Here is a 20715-nt window from a genome sequence, read left to right on the forward strand (position 1 = left end):
ATACGGATACAGCCGGCAATGAAGGCTCGGAAGGCACCGACGACGAGACCTTCGATGTCGACGGCCCGTCCGTCGTGGTCGATATCGACATCGACGATGATGGCCTCGGCGGTGACGTCACCTTCACCTTCTCCGAAGACGTCGACGGGTTCGATGCCTCCGATATCAGCGTCAACAACGGCACCCTGTCGGACCTGCAACAGGTTGACGGCAATACCTGGACCGCAAGGGTGACGCCTGAAAAGGCCGGCGGCGACCTGACCGTTACGGTTGCCGATGAGAGCTATACCGACAAGGTCGGCCATCTCGGCTCTGAGGGCGCGGATACCGAGGGCTTTGCCCGCAATGCGCCGCTCGCATATGAGGATGATATCAGCCTGCAGCTTGCCGGCGATGACTTCATGAGCGACGAGAACTTCAACATCGCCTTCGTTCTCGATTTCAGTGGCAGCGTGAGCAACGCCGAAGCCCATCAGATGCTTGAGGCCGTCAAAGCGGCCGGTCAGGCCTTCTTCGAAGGCACGACGGGCGATGTCAAAATCCAGCTTGTGGCATTTTCTTCGGGCGCCACTTCGACAGTATCCTTCAGCAGCTATGCCGAATTCGCGGCGCAGGTCGATGCCTGGAGTTCCCATCGTCCCTATAACGACCAGACCAATTACACGGCGGCCGTCAACGAGACGATGGAGTCCTATCAACCTATCGATGGCTACAACAATCGCGTCTTCTTCATGAGTGATGGAGAGCCGACCCGGGACTATGAAGGCACGTCGACCAGCGATATCGACCATTCGTTGAAGAGCGCCACCCAGGCCGCATGGAATGATTTCGTTGCAAACAACGATATCGACGTGCAGACGGTCGGCATCGGCCAGGGGGTCACGGAGCGCCGGCTGCAGGATGTCGATGAAGCCGACGGCGACAACCATGTCGTCCAGGTGGCCAACTTCGACGACCTCGTGGACGAGCTGCTCGATGTCCTCAAGGAAGTGGATGTCTCCGGCAATGTGCTGAACGGCGCCGATGGCGTCGCCGGTACCGCGGATGACGATCTTCTCGGTATCGATGGCGGTCGCATCCTCTCGATCGATGTCGATGGCGAGACCTACACCTATGACCAGGGCCGTATTACCGACCACAACGGCAACCAGGTCGAGGATGGGGCAATTCTCAACGTGGAAACCGACCAGGGCGGCAGGCTCGTCTTCGATTTCGAAACCGGCGACTGGACCTACACGGCTGATCCCGACACGGGGATGGGCGAGGAAGATTTCCGCTATGTGCTGACCGATGACAGCGGTGACACCAGCGAAGCCTCGTTGAAGATCGATGTTCAGGAGGCTGACGCCGCTCCGTCTGCCGCACGCATGGCGATCGAGACCGACAGTGCGGAAGATAGCGGCGATGCTGGGGCTCAAAGCGCGTTCCACGCCGAGACGCTGGGCCTTGCGTCGATCGATGAAGCCCCGGCCGGTGACGATGACGCCAGCGGCGATCATCCGGCCGCCGATGACGATATCAACGTGACCGAGCTTGTCTATGAGGACAATGTCGAAAGCCTCGAGGCCTATCTGCCCGAGGAAAAGCACGCGGATCGCGCGGCGGCAAATGATCCGCAGGACTTCAGCGATCCGGGCACGGCCGGCATCGATCTCAACGAGCTTGAAGATCACGCCATGATGGTGGGCTGAGCCCCCATCAGTGCCCATGAAGCACGATTGACAGTCGGGGCTCTGCCCCGGCTGCTAGCCCCCTTTTTCTCACAAGTCTGGCCCGGCCATGAATATCCACATCAACAGTAATCGCGAGAGCGGTGAAGAGATCGAGCTTTCGGCCGGGACTGTTTCGGCCCGCTGGATCGAGGCCCTGCTGACGGTTGCCGGCCATTACCGGATCGACTGCTCGCCCGAGCAGCTTCGGCTCGCCGATGCCTGGGATAACAGCAGCGACCGCAAGAGAAGTTTCGGCAAGCTTGCCCGCCAGGCCGGACTTTCGATCCGGTTCATCAATACTGATCTTCGCAAGATCAACGATATGCGGCTGCCGGTCGTGCTGGTTTTGAAGGATGGCGAGGTTGCCGTCGCCACGCGGCGCAATGGCGACCGGTTGACGCTCGGCTTTTCCGGCGATGGCGGGCTGACGTCGGACATCAAGATTGCCGGGATCAGGGACAGGGTCGAACTGGTGGCGGTGATCCGCCCGGCCGGCGGCATGCCGGATGGCCGGATCGACAATTATATCGAACCGTTCCGCAAACACTGGATGCGATCGATCGTCCTTGCCGATCTCAGGCCCTATGTGTTCATCATGCTGGCCTCGCTTGTGGCCAATATCCTTGCGCTCGCCAGCGTCATCTTTTCGATGCAGGTCTATGACCGCGTGGTGCCGGCGCAATCCTATCCGACGCTGTTCGTGCTCGGCGGCGGCGCGCTCATCGCGGTGATCTTCGCCTTCGTCATGCGCCAGATGCGCATGAAGATTACCGATGTGATCGGCAAGCGCGCCGATCTCCGCATATCCGACAAGGTCTTCGGTCATGCGCTCCGGGTGAAGAACAGCGCCCGCCCGCAGGCGACCGGCACCTTCATCGCGCAGCTTCGCGAGCTGGAGCATGTGCGTGAGATGATGACCTCGTCGGCCGTCTCGGCGATCGCGGATATTCCGTTCTTTCTGTTGTTCTGCCTGATCTTCTGGTGGGTTGCGGGCAATCTGGTCTGGGTTCCGGCGGTCGCGGTGCTGCTGTTGATCCTGCCCGGCGTTCTGGCGCAGGGCCGGCTGCGCACGCTGGCCAAGGCCAATATGCGCGAATCCGCGCTGCGCAATGCCATGCTGGTCGAGGCCGTCCAGGGGTTGGACGATATCAAGCTGCTGCAGGCTGAGGACCGGTTCCAGAACCACTGGAACCATTACAACGCCGTCAATGCCGACAGCGGCATGAAGCTGCGCGATCTTGTCGGCACGCTCGGCAACTGGACGCAGACCGTACAGGGCATGGTCTATATCGCCGTGGTCGCGGCCGGCGCGCCGGCGGTGATGTTCGGCGACATGACGACCGGCGCGCTGGTTGCCGCCGCCATGCTTTCGACCCGCATGCTGGCGCCGCTCGCCGGCGTGGCGCAGATCCTCAACCGCTGGCAGCAGGCGAAGATCGCCCGCGAAAGCCTCGACAAGATCATGACGCTGCCGGTCGATCATCCCGAAAACGCCAAGCGCATCCACAAGCCGGTGATCAAGGGCGAATTCCAGTTCGCGAATGCGGTTTTTGCCTATGAAAAGGAGCCGGTTCTCACCGTCGAGGGGCTGAAGATCGCGGCGGGCTCGAAGGTCGGCATTATCGGCCGCAACGGCGCCGGCAAATCGACGCTGCTGCAGGGGCTTTCCGGGCTGATGGAAGCGCGCTCGGGCACGGTGCTGGTCGACGGCGTCAACATCACCCATGTCGATCCGGCCGATCTGCGTCGTCATATCGGCCTTGCCGGCCAGAATGCCCGGCTGTTCTACGGCACGATCCGCGAAAATCTCTGCCTCGGCGCGCCCAATGCCCGCGACGAGGAACTGATTGCCGCCCTTGAGCGTACCGGCGCCTGGGAGTTCATCCGCGCCATGCCCGAGGGGCTCGACCGGCAGATCCAGGAGGGCGGTATCGGCCTTTCCGGCGGTCAGCGTCAGGCCATCATCCTGTCGCGCCTGCTGTTGCGCGAACCTTCGGTGATCCTGCTCGACGAGCCGACGGCCGCACTTGATGAGACCGCGGAGCAGAAAGTGCTTTCCGCGCTTGCCGACCTTGCCGGAGAAACCACGCTGGTCGTCGCCACCCACAAGCCGTCGATCCTGGCGCTGGTGGATCGGCTGCTGGTCGTGTCCAACGGCAAGATCATCATGGACGGGCCGCGCGACACGATCCTGACCCGCCTGCGCAAGGGCGAGGCCCTGGCCGCCAAAAAGCGCGAGGTGAAGGTCCAATGAGCGTCGCTTCCTATGACAGCCTGATCGAGGGTGATGATATTTCCGCCAGCGGCGCCAACCGGGTCGTGCTGGCACTGTTCCTGATCCTCGCCGCCTTCTTCGTCTGGGCCTACTTCTTCTCCGTGGAGGAAGTGTCGTCGGGGCCCGGCACGGTGGTGCCGCTCTCGCATGAGCAGGTGATCCAGTCCTTCGATGGCGGCATATTGGCCGAGCTCGATGTCAGCGCCGGCGAGATCGTCGACAAGGGTCAGGTGCTGGCGCGGCTCGATCCGACCCGGGCGCAATCCGAATATGACGAGACGGCGGCCCGCTACCGCGCTTCTCTGGCCCAGGCTGCCCGCCTGCAGGCGGAAGTCACGGGCGCGGATGCCGTGACCTTTCCGGCGGCGCTCGACGACTATCCAGAGCTCAGAGCCTCGGAGCAGGCCCTGTTTACGGCCCGGACGGAAAGCTATCACGAATCCATCGCCGATATGAAAGCCGATATGGCGCTGCTCGAGGAGCAATTGCGCCTGACCACGCCGTTGCTGGCGACCGGCGCGGCGAGCAAGGTCGAACTGATCAAGCTCAAGCGCGACCGCGGCGACATCAAGCTCAGAATGGACGACATGAGGTCCAAATACGTCATCGAGACCGGCGAGAAGCTGGCCGAGGCGCAGGCGGAGGTGCAGTCGCTGCTGTCCACGCTCAACGGGCTTGAGGACACGATTTCCCACACCACGATCCGCTCGCCGGTTCATGGCGTGATCAAGGATGTGGCGGTGACGACGATCGGCGGCGTGATTTCGCCGAACGGCGCTGTGATGACGATCGTGCCGCTCAACGACCAGCTCCTGATCGAGGCGCGGGTTTCCCCGCGCGATATCGCCTTTATTCATCCGGGCCAGGACGCTCTGGTGAAGATCACCGCCTATGATTACTCGGTCTATGGCGGGCTTGAGGGCATGGTCGAGAACATTTCGCCGGACACGATCCGCGACGAGATCAACCCGGAAAACCTCTATTACCGGGTCTATATCCGCACCGCCTCCGATGCGCTGGTGAATGCGGCCGGCAAGCGGTTTCCCATCACCCCCGGCATGATCGCGACCGTCGATATCAAGACGGGTGAGAAGACCGTCTGGGACTATCTCATCAAGCCGCTCAATCGGGGCCGGGAGGCTCTCAGGGAGCGCTGATCGCATGAAAGGCCCGTCAGGGCGAAATGATGTCAATGAAACTGAAGGAGAGAGAAATGCTGAAGACCCTATCCATCGCCGTCCTTGCCGGCGTTCTGTCCGCAGGCGCCGCCAGCGCGGGCATGCTGAATGTCCATAACCCCAACATGCGGTTTGACAGCGTGTCGCCGGCGCTGACCGAGCTCGACGCCTATTTTGTCCGCCCCGGCAAGCCCGTCAGCGTCGACCGCGTTCGCGAGATCCAGCTCGGCGCTTCGCGAGACGACGTGGCCTCTCTGCTGGGCCAGCCGGTGCGCATGGCCAAGAACGGCAAGGCGTGGGACTACAATCTCAAATTCGTCACCGCCGAGGACGGCGAAATCGTCTGCCAGTACAAGGTGCTGTTCGGCAATGGCAACGCGGTTGAAGAAACCGTTTGGCGTCGCCCGCAGTGCCGTGACCTCGTCATCGGTCGTAACTGAGTTGTGTCAGATGAATCAATCGGTTATGTTGAGTCATAACTGATTCGTTCTTCTCCCGCAGCAATCTGTGCGTGCGTTGTCCGCTCGGGAACAAAGCAGTCCTGGGAGGCCGGTTTTGGGCGTTTTCTCAAGACCGCATAGCATGGAAACGCGGTGACACAACATATTATGCACTGTGCGGCTCCTGCCGCACGGCGTCTGTTGCTCGCACTTTGCGTCGGTGTGGCCGGTGGCGTTGCCGGTTGCTCGACAAGTGGGGCTGGACGACCCTCCGTATCGTTCGAAGACAGGACCGGCTCGATCCAGCAGGAACGGCCGGCCATCGACAAGCCCGCCGATCTGACGGCGGCCGGCCAGAGCATTGACGGTCTGGTGCAGGTGGCGCTCTACCAGAGCCCGGCTATGATCGAGAGCGCGGCCACCATTCGCGAGGCCACGGGCAATATCGATGTCGCCAAGGGAGGCTACCTGCCGACGGTCAGTGGCGGCGTGACCGGCGGCGTCGGCGATGCCGATGATCCTTCCTTCGTGCTTTCGGCCAACCAGTTGCTATTCGATTTCGGCAGGACGGACCGTGAGGTGGCGCGCGCCGACCTTTCCGCACAGGAAGCCGTTCTGGAGTTTCAGGCGAATGCCGATCAGGTGCTGATCGATGTGCTGACCGCCTATGCCGAGTTCAGCCGCTACCGCAACAATGTCAAAATAGACCAGGAACGGGTCAAGCGGCTCGGCGAACTGAGCAATCTGATCGGCCAGCGCGCGGCGGCGGGCGCCACCACCCAGCCGGATGTGCTGGCGGCGCAGAACAGCCTGGAGAAGGCGCGTCACGATCTGCTCGAAATGCAATCCGAGCGCGACCGGGCCGCCAACCAGCTCCGCGAATATTCGGGCCCCTTTGCCATCGATCTCAATGTGGACCTGGAGAAGGTCCCGGGGGCCTGCACGCCGACCCCGACAGTACCCGACACGCTGCCGGACGTGGCGCTGGCGCATCTGGAAATCGCCCAGGCCCAGCTTGAATATGAAGACGCCCAAAAGGCGCGCCTGCCCGGCGTCTCGGCCGAGGCCTATGGCCGCCAGCCGCTTTATGACGAGGGGTTCAGGGTGGGCATCAATTTCAATGTGCTGCCGACGCTGTGGCAGGGCGGCGCGATCGAAGCGGCGAAAAGGGCGGCCGAGGATGCGCTCGCCGCAGCGCAGGCGCGCCTCGACAAGGTGCGTCAGACCGCCTCGCTTGATGCGCTTGATGCCGGAACCGCCATGACCAACGCCCGTCAGTTGATCGCATCCGCGAACACCCAGACGAAATTGCTCGATCAGACACGGGCGCTTTACCGCAGCCAGTATTTCGACCTCGGCACCCGCAACCTCAACGACCTGCTGGATGCGGAGGAGGATTACTACAACGCCCTGATCGAGCGCAGCGACAGCGAACGCGACCTCGATATCGCACTGTTGCAATGCCATCTCACCGGCGGCACGCTCCGCTCCGCTCTCGGCCTGTCCAATGTGACGCTATACGGCTATCCCATCGACAGTTTCGGCGTCGATGTCGGTGAGGAGGAGGCAGAGGTTGAGGAATCCAGTGTCGCCCTGAAAGGTTCTGACAACAGCACCCAGTGATTGGAAGCCAAAAACGTAGTTTGAAAACTTTGGCCAGACGGTACGTCAGGCCTTGTTTTCTGGCGTGGATCGTGAGGCGAAGCCCCTGCCGTCTATTACCCGCCTTCAGAGAGCGGATGGCGAAGCTGGCCTTGCGGTCTTTTGGAAATTCCTGAACTTTCACGCCCAGCGTGGGCGACTCTCAATGCCGGCTTCCGGCATCGTAGGGCGAATCGAGCGAGAAGGCGGGGATGTCGATCTTGAGGAGGCGGTTGTCGGCGGTTCTGGCGATGTAGTGGCCGACCATGATGCCGGAGGGCGTGTCGAGCGGCGCGGCGGATTGATAGCTGTAGCGCTCTTCCGGCGCTATCACCGGATGCTTGCCGGCGATGCCGTCGCCCGACACGGTTTCGACAATGCCGCTGGCATTGGTAATCGTCCAGTGGCGCGAGACGATCTCGATCCGGTCTCTGCGGTGATTGGCGATCTCGATCTCATAGGCCCAGACGAAATGCTCGTCCTCCGGCATGGAATGGCTTTCCAGGAAGCTTGGCCTGACGCTGACCTCGATCTCGTGGGTGATCGCCCTGTAGTGCACTGGTTCTCCCTGCAAGCCCCGACCGGCTTGGATCATTAGGCGGTCAATCTGAACCGCCCGATGATCCAGCTCTTTGTCTTAACGCATCGGGTCATCGAAAAACCGGGCCCCACTTTTCGCCCGATGCTTTGGCCGCCCGTGAGGCCAATGTGGCTCAGACCGGCAGTTTTGCAAGGGCCTGGGCGAAATCCTCGATCAGGTCGTCGGTGTCCTCGATGCCGGCCGAGAAGCGAATGGTGCCGCCGGTAATGCCGAGTTCGAGACGCGCTTCCTCGGCGAGGTTCTTGTGCGTCGTGGTCGCCGGATGGGTGATCAGGCTCTTGGCGTCGCCGAGATTGTTGGAGATCGAGACGATGTCGAGCTTGTCCTGCAGCGCGAAGGCCGCGTCCTTGCCGCCCTTGAGTTCGAAGGCGACCAGCGAGGAGCCGGCGGCCATCTGCTTCTTCACGATATCGGCCTGGGGATGGTCGTCGCGGCCGGGATAGATGACGCGCGCGACCTGTTTCTGGCCGGCCAGGAAGTCGGCGATCCGGCCCGCGCTTTCCGTCTGCTGGCGCACGCGGAGCGGGAAGGTTTCGAGCCCCTTCAAGAGCAGCCATGCATTGAACGGGGAGAGCGCGGGGCCGGTATGGCGGAAATAATCCTGCAGCTCTTCCTCGATCCATTCCTTCGACGACAGCACGATACCCCCAAGGACCCGGCCCTGACCGTCGATATGCTTGGTCGCGGAATAGACCACGATGTCGGCGCCGAGTTCCAGCGGCTTCTGGTAGAGCGCGGTGGCGAACACGTTATCGACCACGGTGCGCGCGCCGGCCTGTTTTGCAAGGGCGGCAACGCCGGCGATATCGACCACTTCCAGCGTCGGGTTGGTGGGGCTTTCGAGGAAGAACAGCTTGGTATTCGGCCGGATCGCGGCTTCCCAGTTGGCAAGGTCGCGGCCATCGACCAGCGTGCATTCGATGCCGTATTTCGGGGCCAGCGTTTCGACCACCCAGCGGCAGGAGCCGAACAGCGCACGGGCCGCGACGATATGGTCGCCGGCCTTCAACTGGCACAGGATCGCGGCGGAAACCGCGGCCATGCCGGAGGCGGTGGCGCGGGCATCCTCGGCGCCTTCCAGCGCGCACATGCGCTGCTCGAACATCGCATTGGTCGGGCTGCCGTAGCGGGCGTAGATGAAGCCTTCCTCCTCGCCCTTGAAGCGCGCCTCGGCGGCGGCGGAGTTTTCATAGAGAAAGCCCTGGGTGAGGAAGATGCCCTCTGACATTTCGCCATACTGCGAACGGAGGCTGCCGCCGTGAACGAGCTTGGTCTGAGGACGCCAGGACTTTTTCATCATATCTCTCCAAACAAAAAAACCGGTCGCCAAGGGACCGGTTCACCCGGCCTTTTAGCTAGTTGTTTAACGTGGCTGCAAGCCGACCGGCCAAATCACCACGGGTATAAAGGCGGCATAAGCCCTATAAGCGCTTGCGTCAATTCTGAAAGCTTGGTTTTGTCGCGCAACAGGAGCAAAACATGTCACAAAAGCCCGGAATTCTGGCAGATCGCGCGATCGCCAGCCTGTTTGAGAACGGAAATCTGATCGCCGGCGCACCGCGCGACCACGACCAGATCCAGCCCGCGAGCCTCGATCTGCGGCTCGGCGCGAAGGCCTATCGCGTGCGCGCAAGCTTCCTGCCGGGGCCCGGTCACAAGGTCGGGGACAAGCTGTCCCGCCTCAGCATGCATGAGATCGACATTACCGAGGGCGCGGTGCTGGAGACCGGCTGCGTCTATATCGTCGAACTGATGGAGGCGTTGAAGCTTAAGGACGGGCTGTCGGCCTCGACCAACCCGAAAAGCTCCACCGGCCGCCTCGATATCTTCACGCGGGTGATTTCCGATTACGCCCAGGAATTCGACATCATCCCGGCCGGCTACGAAGGCCCGCTCTATCTCGAAATCTCGCCACGCACCTTTCCGGTGATCGTCCGGCAGGGATCGCGGCTGTCGCAGATCCGCTTCCGCACGGGGCAATCCGTGCTCTCGGAGTCCGCCCTTCTGGCGCTGCACGAGCGCGAAACGCTGGTGGCGAGCGAGATGCCGAATGTCTCCGGCGGCGGGATCGCGCTGTCGATCGATTTGGCGGGCGAGGGGCTGGTCGGCTATCGCGGCAAGCACCATACCGGCGTGATCGATGTCGATCGCAAGGCCGGTTACGACGTGCTCGATTTCTGGGAACCGATCCATGGCCGCGGCAAGGGCGAACTGATCCTCGATCCGGATGAATTCTACATTCTGGTCTCGCGCGAGGCCGTTCACGTGCCGCCGCTCTGTGCCGCCGAAATGACGCCGTTCGATCCGCTGGTGGGCGAGTTCCGGGTGCATTATGCCGGCTTTTTCGATCCCGGTTTCGGCCATGCAGGCGCCGGCGGCAAGGGCGCGCGGGCGGTGCTGGAAGTGCGCAGCCACGAGGTGCCGTTCATCCTCGAACACGGCCAGATCGTCGGCCGGCTGATCTATGAGAACATGCTGGAAATGCCCGAGACCCTTTATGGCGCGGGCCTCGGCTCAAACTATCAGGCGCAGGGCCTGAAGCTTTCCAAGCATTTTAGGGCTGGCTGACCAGCCCACTCTGCGTTGCGGCGGGCCTTGCGGGCGGGCTCAGTAGAGCCGCGGCATCACGCCGGTCAGGATCAGGCGCTGCAGGAAGAACACGATCAGGAGCACGATCACCGGCGAGATGTCGATCCCGCCGAGATTGGGCAGGAAATTGCGGATCGGCCGGTAGACCGGCTCGGTGACCGCGTAGAGCCCGCGCCCGATCGAGTTGATGAACGGGCTGTGGGCATTGATGATGTTGAAGGCATAGAGCCAGGAGAAAATGGCGCTGGCGATGATCACCCACTTATAGATTTCAAGTGCGTAGTAAATCGTCTCGAACAGCGCGATCATGAAGGACTCCCGTTTTTTCCTTGCAAACATTTAGACATTCAATTCTAAACGAGCAAGGGGCGGCGGGTTTTGTCCGGTATTTATTGCCACGGATGGCGCTGTCCCTGCGGGCCGCCCGCGCATTTCAAGTCCCGAAAGCCAATCGCAAATGAACGCTTCACCCTCCGGCGCCCGCTTCGACGCCTTTCGTCACAGAGGCTATACGCTCTATTTCTTCTCGCGGTTTCTCGGCACGTTCGCGGTCCAGATCGTTTCCGTCGCCGTCGGCTGGCAGATGTATGACGAGACCGGAAACGCCTTCTATCTCGGTCTGATCGGCCTGTTCCAGTTTCTGCCGGCGCTGCTTCTGACGCTGGTGACCGGCACTGTCGCCGACCGCTACAACCGCCGGATGATCGCGGCGATCTGCTTTGCGGTGGCCACCGCCTGCGCCGCCTGCCTTCTGGCGATCACCGTGCTCGGCCTGTTCTCGCCCTGGCCGGTATTCGCGCTTCTGGCGCTGTTCGGCACGGAACGCGCCTTTTCCGGCCCGGCGCTGCAATCGCTCGCGCCGAACCTGGTGCCGGAGAAGGATCTCGCCAATGCGATCGCCTGGAACTCCTCGTCCTGGCAGATCGCCTCGATCGTCGGCCCGGTCGCGGGCGGCCTGCTTTACGGCGGCGGCGCGACGCTTGCCTATTCCACCGCGCTCGCCCTCTTCGCCGCCGCCACGGTGCTGATGCTGACGGTGCCGAAACCGAGCCAGCGCCGTCCGGCCAGCGCGGTTACGCTCAACACCATTCTCGCGGGCTTTCGCTTCATCACCTCGGAAAAGGTGGTGCTCGGGGCGATTTCGCTCGATCTGTTCGTGGTGCTTTTGGGCGGGGCGGTGGCGCTGATGCCGGTCTTCGCCCGCGACATTCTGGATCTCGGCCCGTGGGGCCTCGGGCTGCTGCGCGCCGCGCCCGGCTTCGGCGGCGTGCTGGTCGCGCTGCTGCTTGCCAGCGTGCCGATCCGCCACCATGCCGGCTATTACATGTTTGCCGGCGTGGCGATCTTCGGCCTTTCCACCGTCGTCTTCGGCCTGTCCGAAAGCGCCTGGATTTCGATTGCCGCACTTGCCGTCATGGGCGGGGCCGACATGATCTCGGTCTATGTCCGCGAAACGCTGATCGCATTGTGGACGCCGGACGAGCTGCGCGGCCGGGTCAACGCCGTCAACATGGTGTTCGTCGGGGCGTCAAACGAGCTCGGCGAGTTTCGCGCCGGCACCATGGCGCATGTGATCGGCGCTGTGCCGGCCGTCGTCTTCGGCGGCGTCGGTTCGCTGGCGGTCGCGGTGATCTGGGCCGCGAAGTTCACCAAACTGCGCAAGGTCGACAGCCTGGAGACGCCGGAGCATCTGGTCGGCAATCAGCCCTGAAGCGTTTTCGCCGGTATGCGCTCGAACACGATGTCGAGGAATTCGCTGAGCCAGGCCTTCAGCGCCCGGTCGTGCAGCATCCGGCCTTCGAGGTGAAGGTGGCCCGCCTGCGCCTGGGGCAGCGAGAACCGGCTGGCGCCGTGCACCACCCATCTCTGCATCATTGCCCGGGTCAGTTCGGCGTGAAACTGCACGGCATAGGCTTTCTCGCCATAGCGGAAGGCCTGGTTGGGGTAAAGGTCGCCGCTGGCCAGCAATTCGGCGCCATGCGGCAGTTCAAATCCCTCGCGGTGAAACTGATAGACCATGGACGGCCATTTCATCATCAGCCGGCCGTGCTCGGTCGCGTGCAGCGGATACCAGCCGATCTCGACCGAGCCGTCGCTGTTGCTCTGGACCTTGCCGCCGAGCTGGCGGGCCAGCATCTGGGCGCCCAGACAGATGCCGAGATAGGGACGGTTTTCCTTCAGCGGAATTGACAGCCAGTCGATCTCGCGGCGGACATAGTCCTCGTTGTCATTGGCGCTCATCGGGCCGCCGAACACCACCGCGCCCGAATGGGCGGCGAGCGTCTCCGGCAATTTGTCGCCAAGCGCCGGCCGGCGGATATCGAGGCGGAAGCCCTTTTCGACAAGCATCTGGCCAACGCGGCCGGGGGTCGAGCGTTCCTGGTGAAGGATGACCAGGATCGGTCGTGTCGGTTCAATCGTCACCGGGCAGTTCTCCATCGTCGACAATGGCCGCGCGTTTGAGCGCGGCCTGGCGCTCCAGCACCCGTTCGCGGCCCGAAACCCCGATCAGTTCGGCGATCCGCCAGACGACATTGTCCTCCATCTCGCTGCGGCTGCCATCGGCATAGGCGATATCCCACAACAGCCCGATCAGGCGCACGCGCTGGTCCTCGTCGAGATGGCGCTTGACGTCGGAGGTGAAGCGGTAGAAATCGACCGCCTCGTTGCCGGCTTCCTCGCCGGCGGAGATCAGCTCTTCCAGCCCGGCGCCGTGCAGGTCGTACTGGTTTTCAATCAGTTCCCGAAGCCTGCTGCGCTCGCTGTCGCTGATGACGCCGTCGGCCTCCATCACCTGATAACAGAGCGCCACCACGGCCACGCGGGCATCGTCGGGTCGGGCCTCGCCCCTTGGAGCGTCATTGCCGATATCCTGGAGAAACCTGCTGATCTTTTCAAACATTCTGAGAGATTCGCCTTGTTCAATACGCCATCATGACCCGCACGGGCCGCTACGCCAATAGATCACTTAACATCCGTCAATCAAATTACGGTTACGACAGATGAGACGACCGGATCAGAAAAACAGGCGTTTTTTCGCGGCCGGCGGCGTTTCGTCGTCGTCGCTGTCGTCGATCCCCGGATCGTCCGGCGTGCGGCCGCCAAAGGGTTTCAACGGCGCGCTGCCGTCATCGTCCTCTTCCACGCTGCCCTCGGCGGGCTTGGGCGGAATGTCTTCCGAACGGGCCTCCACCACGAGCGGCTTTTCCTCCGGCGGGATCTTCGCTTCTTCCGATTTGATCGCGGAAGCGCCGGAGGGCGGGTCCATGATCACTGGCCGCACCGATTCTGTTTTCGGCGCTTCCGCCTTGTTTTCGGCTGGGGCTTCGGGCTCGGGCGTTTCCGCCTGCGCTTCAGCTTCAGGCTTGGCTTCCTCCTGGAAGATCGGAGCGTCCTCCGCAGGCGTTTCCGGTTCCGCTCGGCTTCCGCCGACGGGCGGCAGGCTCTTCAGCGCCTCGTCGAGCCGCGAGGCGCTCCCTTCCTCGATCGGGCCGGCGATTTCGCCGTAGGGCACCTTCCATGAGAAGGCGTCGAGCTGGCCGGTCGTGGGCGAGAACGGTCGCCAGTATTCGGACACCAGACCATCGGCGACCCAGGTCGGGTCGCGTTCGGACCTGAGCGCCTGCGCCATCCAGTGGCGCACGCGACCCTGATCGCCGGTTTCGGCCTCCTCGATATCGGCGAGCAGCAGGAAGGCGCTTTCGCGCGGCTGCATGCGCGCCGCCGCCTCCGCCTTGATGCGGGCCTTTTCAAATTCGCGTGCGTCGAGCGCTGCGCGCGCGACGACCATCAGCGAAACCCAGTTGTTGGGCTTCAGCGCCTCCAGCTTTTCCGCCCGCTTAAGCCGGTCGACGGCGCTGTCGCCGCCGCGGGCGCGCACGTAAAGCGCGCCGGTTTGGGGATGCGGCTCCTTCTTCCACACCATCTCCAGAACGCCGGCGGATTTCCTGAGATTGCCCTGCGCCAGATAGGCCTTGGCGGCGATGATCGCGGCGGGGTGGAAATCGTCGCGCAGCTTCAGCGCCTGCAGCGCGTCGGCCGCGGCCGCTTTCGGATCGGTATCGAGCCTGCTTTCGGCGCGCGCGGTCAGCACCACGGATTTCAGCCGCGCCGATTCGTCCTTATCGGTCACCTTGGCGGAGCGCTGCTGGTCCAGAAGGCGGATCGCGTCATCCCAGCGGCCCTGTCGGGCACGGGTCTCCAGCGTCGCCTTGGCGGCCCAGGCCAGATAGGGCGCCTTGTCGGCGGCCTGCTCGGCGAAATGCTGGGCGGCCTCGTCGGCGCCGACGCGCTTGGCCTCAAGATAGAGACCGCGCAGGCCGAGCTCGGCGGTTTCGGGATCCTCCGACATCGCCTCGAACAGACGCCGCGCCTTGTCGTAATTGCCTTCGGTCAGCGCGACCTGCGCATCGAGCACATGAATAAGCGGCTCCTGATCGGCGCTGAGCAGCGCATGGGCGCGCGTGCTCATCTTGCGCGCCTGCACCAGATTGCCGGAACCGACGGCGATCAGCCCGGTCGAGATCGCCTGATAACCGCGGTCGCGCTTGCGGGCGCGGAAATAGCGGGTCACGCTTTTCGGCGAGGTCCAGATCGCGCTGATCAGCCACCACACGATCATCACCACGAAAATGAGGGCGATCAGCAGCGCGAGCGCGGTCGTCAGCGGGGTTTCGAACATCTGGCCCTGCCAGACGAGCGTGAGTTCGCCGGGCCGGTCGGCAAACCAGGAAAAGCCCAGCGCGAAGGCAAGAACGATGATCGCGAAAATCAAAAGCCTGATCATATCCTACCTCCTCAATTGCCGGACGGCGCGCCGGGCGCGCCGGCGGTTGCGCCGAGTGCGTTCGACAGCGTGGTGGAAACCAGATCATCCGCCTCGATCCGCGCCTTCAGCCCGTCGGCGAATTTTTGCGAGGCCTGTTTTCCGGCCTCGGGCAGCGTTTCCCATTCGCTCTCCGCCGCCTTCAGGTCGCCCTTGGTCAGCGCGTTTTCGATGCGCGCGACGATCGCCGGCACGGTGTCGCCCTCGACATCGCCGACGGGGCGCACGCTGACGAGGCCCTTGGCGCTGTCGACCAGGCGATTGAAGATATTGCCCTCCGGCGGCGGCGGTTCGGCGGCCGCGATGATGGCGTCGGCGGTCTCGGAGAATTCGGCGGCGAGTTCCTCGCGGGTCGGGATGCCGCTTGTCGCGAGCGCCTTGAGCTTCGAGAGATCGGCGTCTGCCGGCGCGACCTCGGCATAGGTCGCAAGCTCGGTCGCGAAATTGTCGCCCCGGTCGATCGCCGATTTCAGGGCGGCGGCGGCGATAGCGCGGGCAACGGCCAGATCCTTGCCGGGCGTATTCACCTTGGCCTCCAGCGCCGAAAGCTTCTGCTGCATGTCCTGCTGGCCGGAGGTGAGGTTTGATTTCATCTGGTCGAGATCGGATTGCAGGCTTTTCACCGCGCCGGTGTCGTTCTGCTGCGCGCTCTGGATGGCATCGACTTGCTGCTTCAGGCTGGCAATGTCCTCGCCCGAGGAACTGGAACTCTGGACCTGCTGCTTAAGAGCGTCGAGTTGCGACTGGATCGCGGCCGAACCGTCATTGGCCTTGAGCGTTTCGATCTCCTGACGGAGCGCGGCGATCTCGTCATTGATCTTGCCGCCGGCGGTCGTTCCCAGCAGGCCAGCCGAGGACAGCGCGTAGGCGCCCGCAAGCGCGATCACGGCGCCGGCCACACCAGCCAGAAGCACGGCGCCGAAGCCGGGGCCTTTGGGTGGCGGCAGGGTCGATGTCGGGGGCTCCGGCGGCGGTGGCGGCGGGCTGTCTGCCTTTTCGTCGACGGTCTCTCCATCGGCGCGCTCTTCATCGCCAAGCCTCGCCGCATCCGAAATTTCCTCGTCCTGATGCTCCTCATGGCGCTTGATCGCGGCGGCGACATCGGCCATCGCGGTTTCAACGGCGGCATCGTCCGTCTTGGACGGGACGGGCGCTTGTGCCTTCGTGGCTTCCGGCGCCGTGTCTTCTGTTGTCGCGTCGTTTTTCTTGTCGTTTTTCGAAGACGGCGTATCCGAAACCATGGCTACCTCTTTTGCGGTTCTCGGTTCTAGGGTAGTGGCCGAGTGGTATTAAGAAAAGGCTTTTGTTGAAGACTTGTTCCCCGCCGCCCCGGCCTTTCTGGCGAAACGCCTCACGCCAGCAGCGCAAGCAGGCTTTTCTCGGTCGTCCTGTCGGCAATGCGCACGTGATCGGCCAGCTCCGCCGGCACGGCATGCGCGACATTGGCCGAAAGGCAGATGAGGGCCGGCGGGTCGTTGCGTCCCGCGAGCGCCTTGCCCGCGCCGAGCGCGAAGAAGCGCGCCGCCGTCATGTGGGAATAGAACAGGATCGCGTCGGTCGCGCCGACCAAAGCGTCGACTTCCTTCGCGTCATAGGTCACAGGCTCCATGGCATAGACGGTGACGGTCTCGAACGGCACGTGCAGGGCCTCAAGCCTGCGCTCCAGCCAGGGCGCGCGCGGCGAGCCGGCCAGATAGAGAAGCGGGGCGCGGATGAACAGCGAGGGTTCGGCGGCGATCGCCTCGGCCAACCGCTCGCCATTGCCCTGGCCGGTGAAGACGCGCGTGAAGCCGGCATCCCTCGCCCTGCCGGCGGTCTCCGCCCCGACGGCGAACACCGGACGGTCGATCATGTCCGGCGCGTCGCGCTTTGCCTCGATCCCGTGCAGGGCCTCGGTGCTGGTGACCGCAAGCGCCGCCCAGCTTTCGCGGGCGATTGCCTCCCTGGCTTCGTCCACATGGTGCACGGTCTCGAACAGCGGCATGAAAACCGGTTGATGGCCCATTGCGGCAAGCAATGCGCCGGTCTTTTCGGCCTTGTTTTGCGGACGGGTCACCAGAACGCGCATCGCAGACCTCAGACCCAATCCTCGAAAAAGCGCGGGCCGGCCCGCCCGCGCAGCGTTTCGCCGGCCGCGCGGCCGAGCGCTTGGGCTTCGGCGCGCAAGCCTTCGACGGCGATGTCATGGGCCTGCCGCCCGTCCGGCGTCAGGATCAGGCCGGAGAAACGGATCGTATCGCTTTCAAGCAGCGCATGGCCCGCGATCGGCGTGCGGCAGGAGCCGTCGAGGGCCGCCAGAAAGCCGCGCTCGCAGGCGACCGCGTCATAGGTGTCGCGGTCGTTGATCGGGGCGAGCAGGGCCGATATCCGTTCGTCGCTCTCGCGCTGCTCAATGCAGATTGCGCCCTGGGCCGGGGCAGGAATAAATTCCTTCGGATCGAGAACCTCGGTCGCCACATGCTGCATGCCAAGCCGCGTCAGGCCGGCATAGGCGAGGAAGGTGCCGTCGACGGCGCCGTCTGCAAGTTTCTGCAGCCGCGTCTGCACCGAACCGCGGAAAATCACCACCTCGATATCGGGCCGCAGCCGGCGAATCATCGCCTGGCGTCTGAGCGAGGAAGAGCCGACGATCGCGCCCGCCGGCAGGTCGGCGAGGTTTTTCACGGTGCGGCCGATAAAGGCGTCGCGCGGGTCGGCGCGCGGCAGGAAGGTGGAAAGCGTCAGCCCTTCCGGCAGCGCTGTCGGCATGTCCTTGGAGGAATGGACGGCGAAATCGAGCGCGCCGGAAAGCAACTGCTCCTCGATCTCCTCGGTGAAAAGCCCCTTGCCGCCGATCGCCGCCAGCGCGCGGTCGGTGATCCGGTCGCCCTTGGTGGAGAGCACCACGATCTCGAACATCTCCTCCGGCAGGCCATGGGCGGCCATCAGCCGGTCGCGGGTTTCATGCGCCTGGGCCAGCGCCAGCGGGCTGCCGCGCGTTCCGATCCTGTAAGGTTTCGTTTGCATCCTGCGTCCACCATTGTTACCGGGTGTCTCGTAAACCGGATTGCGCCCTGCCGCAAACAATCGCGATGAAAAAACAGACACGCTTTCTCGGCATCGAATCGAGCTGCGACGAAACCGCCGCCGCCATCGTGGCGATGGACGAGGCCGGGCGCGGCGAGATTATCGCCGATCTGGTGCTGAGCCAGTTGGAAGAACATGCAGCCTTTGGCGGCGTGGTGCCGGAGATCGCCGCGCGCGCGCATGTGGAGGCGATGGACGGGTTGATCGCCGGCGCACTTCAGGAAGCAGAGATCGGGTTCGGCGATCTCGACGGCATTGCCGCGACAATCGGCCCCGGGCTGATCGGCGGTCTCATTACCGGCGCGATGAGCGGCAAGGCGATCGCCTATGCCGCAGGCAAGCCGTTTTACGGAATCAATCACCTCGAAGGTCATGCGCTGACGGCGCGGCTGACCGATGGCGTCGCCTTTCCCTTCCTGATGCTGCTGGTCTCGGGCGGCCATACCCAGATCGTGTTGGTCAAGGGCGTCGGCGAGTACGAGCGCTGGGGCTCGACAATCGACGATGCGCTGGGCGAAGCCTTCGACAAGACGGCGAAGCTTCTGGGGCTCGGTTATCCGGGCGGGCCTGCGGTGGAGAAGGCGGCCGCGACCGGCGATCCGCGGCGGGTGAAACTGCCGCGACCGATGAAGGGCGAGGGCCGGCTGGATTTCTCCTTCTCCGGCCTCAAGACGGCGGTGCGTCAGGCGGGACAGGCGCTGGCGCCGGTAAGCGAGCAGGATATCGCCGATATCTGCGCCGCCTTCCAGCTTGCCGTCACCGATACGCTGGAAGACAGGATCGCCCGCGCGCTTCAGCGCTTCAGGGCGGAAGGTCTCGCCGGTGATAGTCAGCCCGCGCTGGTGGTGGCGGGCGGGGTTGCCGCCAATGGCGCGATCCGCGCGATGCTTACCGGACTTTGCGCAACAGAGGGTTTCGCCTTCGTCGCGCCGCCCTTGCGGCTGTGCACGGATAACGCGGTGATGATCGCCTGGGCGGGGCTGGAGCGCTGGCGCGCCGGTTTTGATCCGGACGACATGGAAATCTCGGTGCGCTCCCGCTTTCCGCTCGACGGTAATGCGGCGGGGCTGATCGGCAGCGGCAGAAGAGGGGTCAAGGCATGACCAGGAACACAGTCGTCATCGGCTCCGGGGCATTCGGCACGGCGCTTGCCGCCGTCTTTGCCCATGAGGGCGAGGATGCCGTCACCCTGCTCGGCCGCGATGCCGGGCTGATCGGGATACTGAAAACGACCCGACGGCATCAGGCGGCACTTCCCGGAATCACGCTTCCAGCCGCGCTTGCGTTCACGATCGATCCCTCGGTGCTCGAGACGGCCGATATCGTGGTGCTGGCGATGCCGGCGCAGGCCCAGCGCGCTGCGGCGCTCTATTACGGCCCCTATCTCAATCCCGATGCCGTGATCGTTTCGGCCGCCAAGGGCATCGACCGCGCCAGCTGTAGGCTGATCACCGATGTTTTGAACGAAACGCTGCCGGAGCATCCTGCGGGTGCGCTGTCGGGGCCCGGCTTCGCCGTCGACCTCGCCGCCGGCAAACCGATCGCCATGGTGCTCGCCTTCGAAAACCGCGACCGCGCCAAAGAGACCGCGACCATTCTTTCCGGCCGGACCTTCCGGCTCTATGCCTCGGGCGATCCCGTCGGCGTGCAGATCGGAGGCGCGCTGAAGAATGTGCTGGCGATCGCCTGCGGCATTGTCGAGGGAGCGGATCTCGGCGAATCCGCCCGCGCGGCGCTGATATCGCGCGGCCTTGCGGAAATGTCGCGGCTCGCGGTCGCCATGGGCGGCGAGCCGGAAACCGTGCGCGGGCTCTCCGGCCTCGGCGATCTGGTGCTGACCGGCACCTCGCGCCAGTCGCGCAATTTCCGCTATGGGGTGGCGCTCGCCGAGGGTAATTTCGAGAGCGTCAATGCGGCACTTGTCGAAGGCGTCTACAGCGCCTCCGTTGCCAGCGAGCTTGCCGCGAGCCATGGCGTGGAGATGCCGATTTCAAGCGCCGTCGCCCGCGTGCTCGAGGGCAAGCTCGGCATTCCGCAGGCGCTGGAAGAACTGATGAGCCGGCCGATCACGACCGAATGAAGGAGAACACGATGCTTTACGCCGTTCTGTGCCAGGACAAGCCCGAACACCTCCATGTCCGCATGGAAAACCGCCCGCGCCATCTCGAATGGCTCGACGGGCTCAATGATAAGGGCACGCTGAAGATCGCCGGCCCGTTTCTCGACGGCGACGACAAACCCTGCGGCTCGATGCTGATCATCGAAGCCGACAGCCAGGCGGACGCGGAAGCGATCGCGGCCGAGGACCCCTATGGCAAGGCCGGCCTGTTCGAAAAGGTCGAGGTCAAGCCCTACAAGTGGCTCTACAACAATCCGGAGGCATGAGGC

19 protein-coding genes and 1 riboswitch are annotated in these 20715 nt (G+C 63.8%); of the genes, 10 read left to right on the forward strand and 9 right to left on the reverse strand.

The window, feature by feature from the left end:
• From K7H91_RS19875 to K7H91_RS19895, 5 genes are all read left to right on the forward strand, one after another.
• Positions 1–1691: Ig-like domain-containing protein (locus K7H91_RS19875; protein ID WP_230721951.1), on the forward strand; the 1691-nt coding region annotated here is incomplete at its 5' end.
• Positions 1692–1779: 88 nt separating this feature from the next.
• Complete coding sequence (locus K7H91_RS19880; RefSeq protein ID WP_230721952.1) at positions 1780–3966, forward strand: type I secretion system permease/ATPase; 2187 nt, start codon at positions 1780–1782, stop codon at positions 3964–3966.
• A complete protein-coding gene (locus tag K7H91_RS19885; RefSeq protein ID WP_230721953.1) occupies positions 3963–5144 on the forward strand; it encodes an HlyD family type I secretion periplasmic adaptor subunit in 1182 nt (393 codons plus the stop codon). The genes K7H91_RS19880 and K7H91_RS19885 overlap by 4 nt, the downstream gene beginning before the upstream one ends.
• 56 nt (positions 5145–5200) lie before the next feature.
• The gene (bamE, locus tag K7H91_RS19890; RefSeq protein ID WP_230721954.1) at positions 5201–5605 is read left to right on the forward strand and encodes an outer membrane protein assembly factor BamE domain-containing protein; all 405 of its coding nucleotides are present in this window, start codon (positions 5201–5203) and stop codon (positions 5603–5605) included.
• A 153-nt stretch (positions 5606–5758) separates the two neighbouring features.
• Positions 5759–7228 (forward strand): TolC family protein, encoded by a 1470-nt coding sequence (locus K7H91_RS19895; protein ID WP_230721955.1) that lies wholly within the window; start codon positions 5759–5761, stop codon positions 7226–7228.
• Between the two features lie 181 nt (positions 7229–7409).
• Here the strand turns inward: K7H91_RS19895 and apaG are convergent, their stop codons facing one another.
• A complete protein-coding gene (apaG, locus tag K7H91_RS19900) occupies positions 7410–7805 on the reverse strand; it encodes a Co2+/Mg2+ efflux protein ApaG (RefSeq protein ID WP_230721956.1) in 396 nt (131 codons plus the stop codon).
• A 154-nt stretch (positions 7806–7959) separates the two neighbouring features.
• A complete protein-coding gene (locus K7H91_RS19905; RefSeq protein ID WP_230721957.1) occupies positions 7960–9144 on the reverse strand; it encodes an O-succinylhomoserine sulfhydrylase in 1185 nt (394 codons plus the stop codon).
• Between the two features lie 34 nt (positions 9145–9178).
• Positions 9179–9256, reverse strand: a riboswitch (SAM riboswitch).
• A gap of 70 nt (positions 9257–9326) precedes the next feature.
• Between K7H91_RS19905 and K7H91_RS19910 the strand changes: the two genes are divergently transcribed.
• Positions 9327–10415, forward strand: a complete 1089-nt coding sequence (locus K7H91_RS19910) for a 2'-deoxycytidine 5'-triphosphate deaminase (RefSeq protein ID WP_230721958.1) — start codon at positions 9327–9329, stop codon at positions 10413–10415.
• Positions 10416–10454: 39 nt separating this feature from the next.
• Here the strand turns inward: K7H91_RS19910 and K7H91_RS19915 are convergent, their stop codons facing one another.
• Positions 10455–10745, reverse strand: a complete 291-nt coding sequence (locus K7H91_RS19915; RefSeq protein ID WP_018062808.1) for a YggT family protein — start codon at positions 10743–10745, stop codon at positions 10455–10457.
• Positions 10746–10893: 148 nt separating this feature from the next.
• Between K7H91_RS19915 and K7H91_RS19920 the strand changes: the two genes are divergently transcribed.
• Positions 10894–12147 (forward strand): MFS transporter, encoded by a 1254-nt coding sequence (locus K7H91_RS19920; RefSeq protein WP_230721959.1) that lies wholly within the window; start codon positions 10894–10896, stop codon positions 12145–12147.
• On the opposite strand, the gene K7H91_RS19925 is transcribed toward K7H91_RS19920, so the two are convergent.
• From K7H91_RS19925 to hemC, 6 genes are all read right to left on the reverse strand, one after another.
• Positions 12138–12860, reverse strand: coding sequence for a glutamine amidotransferase (locus K7H91_RS19925; RefSeq protein WP_230721960.1), 723 nt, complete (start codon positions 12858–12860; stop codon positions 12138–12140). The genes K7H91_RS19920 and K7H91_RS19925 overlap by 10 nt on opposite strands.
• A complete protein-coding gene (locus K7H91_RS19930) occupies positions 12850–13338 on the reverse strand; it encodes a TerB family tellurite resistance protein (protein ID WP_018062805.1) in 489 nt (162 codons plus the stop codon). Before K7H91_RS19930 ends, K7H91_RS19925 begins: the two co-directional genes overlap by 11 nt.
• Positions 13339–13452: 114 nt before the next feature.
• The gene (locus tag K7H91_RS19935; protein WP_230721961.1) at positions 13453–15222 is read right to left on the reverse strand and encodes a heme biosynthesis protein HemY; all 1770 of its coding nucleotides are present in this window, start codon (positions 15220–15222) and stop codon (positions 13453–13455) included.
• An 11-nt stretch (positions 15223–15233) separates the two neighbouring features.
• Positions 15234–16502: a hypothetical protein gene (locus K7H91_RS19940; RefSeq protein ID WP_230721962.1), complete on the reverse strand. Its 1269-nt coding sequence runs from the start codon at positions 16500–16502 to the stop codon at positions 15234–15236.
• 110 nt (positions 16503–16612) lie between these two features.
• Positions 16613–17329, reverse strand: coding sequence for a uroporphyrinogen-III synthase (locus K7H91_RS19945; RefSeq protein WP_230721963.1), 717 nt, complete (start codon positions 17327–17329; stop codon positions 16613–16615).
• Between the two features lie 8 nt (positions 17330–17337).
• Complete coding sequence (gene hemC / locus K7H91_RS19950) at positions 17338–18267, reverse strand: hydroxymethylbilane synthase (RefSeq protein ID WP_230721964.1); 930 nt, start codon at positions 18265–18267, stop codon at positions 17338–17340.
• Between the two features lie 65 nt (positions 18268–18332).
• Here hemC and tsaD point away from each other — a divergent pair, with 65 nt between their 5' ends.
• The 3 genes from tsaD to K7H91_RS19965 are packed head-to-tail and all read left to right on the forward strand — an operon-like array spanning position 18333 to position 20712.
• Positions 18333–19430, forward strand: coding sequence for a tRNA (adenosine(37)-N6)-threonylcarbamoyltransferase complex transferase subunit TsaD (tsaD, locus tag K7H91_RS19955; RefSeq protein ID WP_230721965.1), 1098 nt, complete (start codon positions 18333–18335; stop codon positions 19428–19430).
• Positions 19427–20407, forward strand: coding sequence for an NAD(P)H-dependent glycerol-3-phosphate dehydrogenase (locus K7H91_RS19960; protein ID WP_230721966.1), 981 nt, complete (start codon positions 19427–19429; stop codon positions 20405–20407). Before tsaD ends, K7H91_RS19960 begins: the two co-directional genes overlap by 4 nt.
• Before the next feature lie 11 nt (positions 20408–20418).
• Positions 20419–20712, forward strand: coding sequence for a YciI-like protein (locus K7H91_RS19965; RefSeq protein WP_230721967.1), 294 nt, complete (start codon positions 20419–20421; stop codon positions 20710–20712).
• Positions 20713–20715 lie beyond the last annotated feature (3 nt).

It is taken from the genome of Martelella mediterranea (assembly GCF_021021415.1).
Lineage (GTDB): Bacteria > Pseudomonadota > Alphaproteobacteria > Rhizobiales > Rhizobiaceae > Martelella > Martelella mediterranea_C.

Excerpts from the sequence above, each read along its gene's own strand:
- K7H91_RS19905 (WP_230721957.1), bottom strand. The coding sequence starts at position 9,144 with ATGAAAAAGTCCTGGCGTCCTCAGACCAAGCTCGTTCACGGCGGCAGC.
- K7H91_RS19940 (WP_230721962.1), bottom strand. The coding sequence starts at position 16,502 with ATGGTTTCGGATACGCCGTCTTCGAAAAACGACAAGAAAAACGACGCG.
- hemC (WP_230721964.1), bottom strand. The coding sequence starts at position 18,267 with ATGCAAACGAAACCTTACAGGATCGGAACGCGCGGCAGCCCGCTGGCG.
- K7H91_RS19880 (WP_230721952.1), top strand. The coding sequence starts at position 1,780 with ATGAATATCCACATCAACAGTAATCGCGAGAGCGGTGAAGAGATCGAG.
- K7H91_RS19920 (WP_230721959.1), top strand. The coding sequence starts at position 10,894 with ATGAACGCTTCACCCTCCGGCGCCCGCTTCGACGCCTTTCGTCACAGA.
- K7H91_RS19930 (WP_018062805.1), bottom strand. The coding sequence starts at position 13,338 with ATGTTTGAAAAGATCAGCAGGTTTCTCCAGGATATCGGCAATGACGCT.
- K7H91_RS19960 (WP_230721966.1), top strand. The coding sequence starts at position 19,427 with ATGACCAGGAACACAGTCGTCATCGGCTCCGGGGCATTCGGCACGGCG.
- K7H91_RS19885 (WP_230721953.1), top strand. The coding sequence starts at position 3,963 with ATGAGCGTCGCTTCCTATGACAGCCTGATCGAGGGTGATGATATTTCC.
- K7H91_RS19935 (WP_230721961.1), bottom strand. The coding sequence starts at position 15,222 with ATGATCAGGCTTTTGATTTTCGCGATCATCGTTCTTGCCTTCGCGCTG.
- bamE (WP_230721954.1), top strand. The coding sequence starts at position 5,201 with ATGCTGAAGACCCTATCCATCGCCGTCCTTGCCGGCGTTCTGTCCGCA.
- K7H91_RS19965 (WP_230721967.1), top strand. The coding sequence starts at position 20,419 with ATGCTTTACGCCGTTCTGTGCCAGGACAAGCCCGAACACCTCCATGTC.
- tsaD (WP_230721965.1), top strand. The coding sequence starts at position 18,333 with ATGAAAAAACAGACACGCTTTCTCGGCATCGAATCGAGCTGCGACGAA.
- K7H91_RS19910 (WP_230721958.1), top strand. The coding sequence starts at position 9,327 with ATGTCACAAAAGCCCGGAATTCTGGCAGATCGCGCGATCGCCAGCCTG.
- K7H91_RS19945 (WP_230721963.1), bottom strand. The coding sequence starts at position 17,329 with ATGCGCGTTCTGGTGACCCGTCCGCAAAACAAGGCCGAAAAGACCGGC.
- K7H91_RS19915 (WP_018062808.1), bottom strand. The coding sequence starts at position 10,745 with ATGATCGCGCTGTTCGAGACGATTTACTACGCACTTGAAATCTATAAG.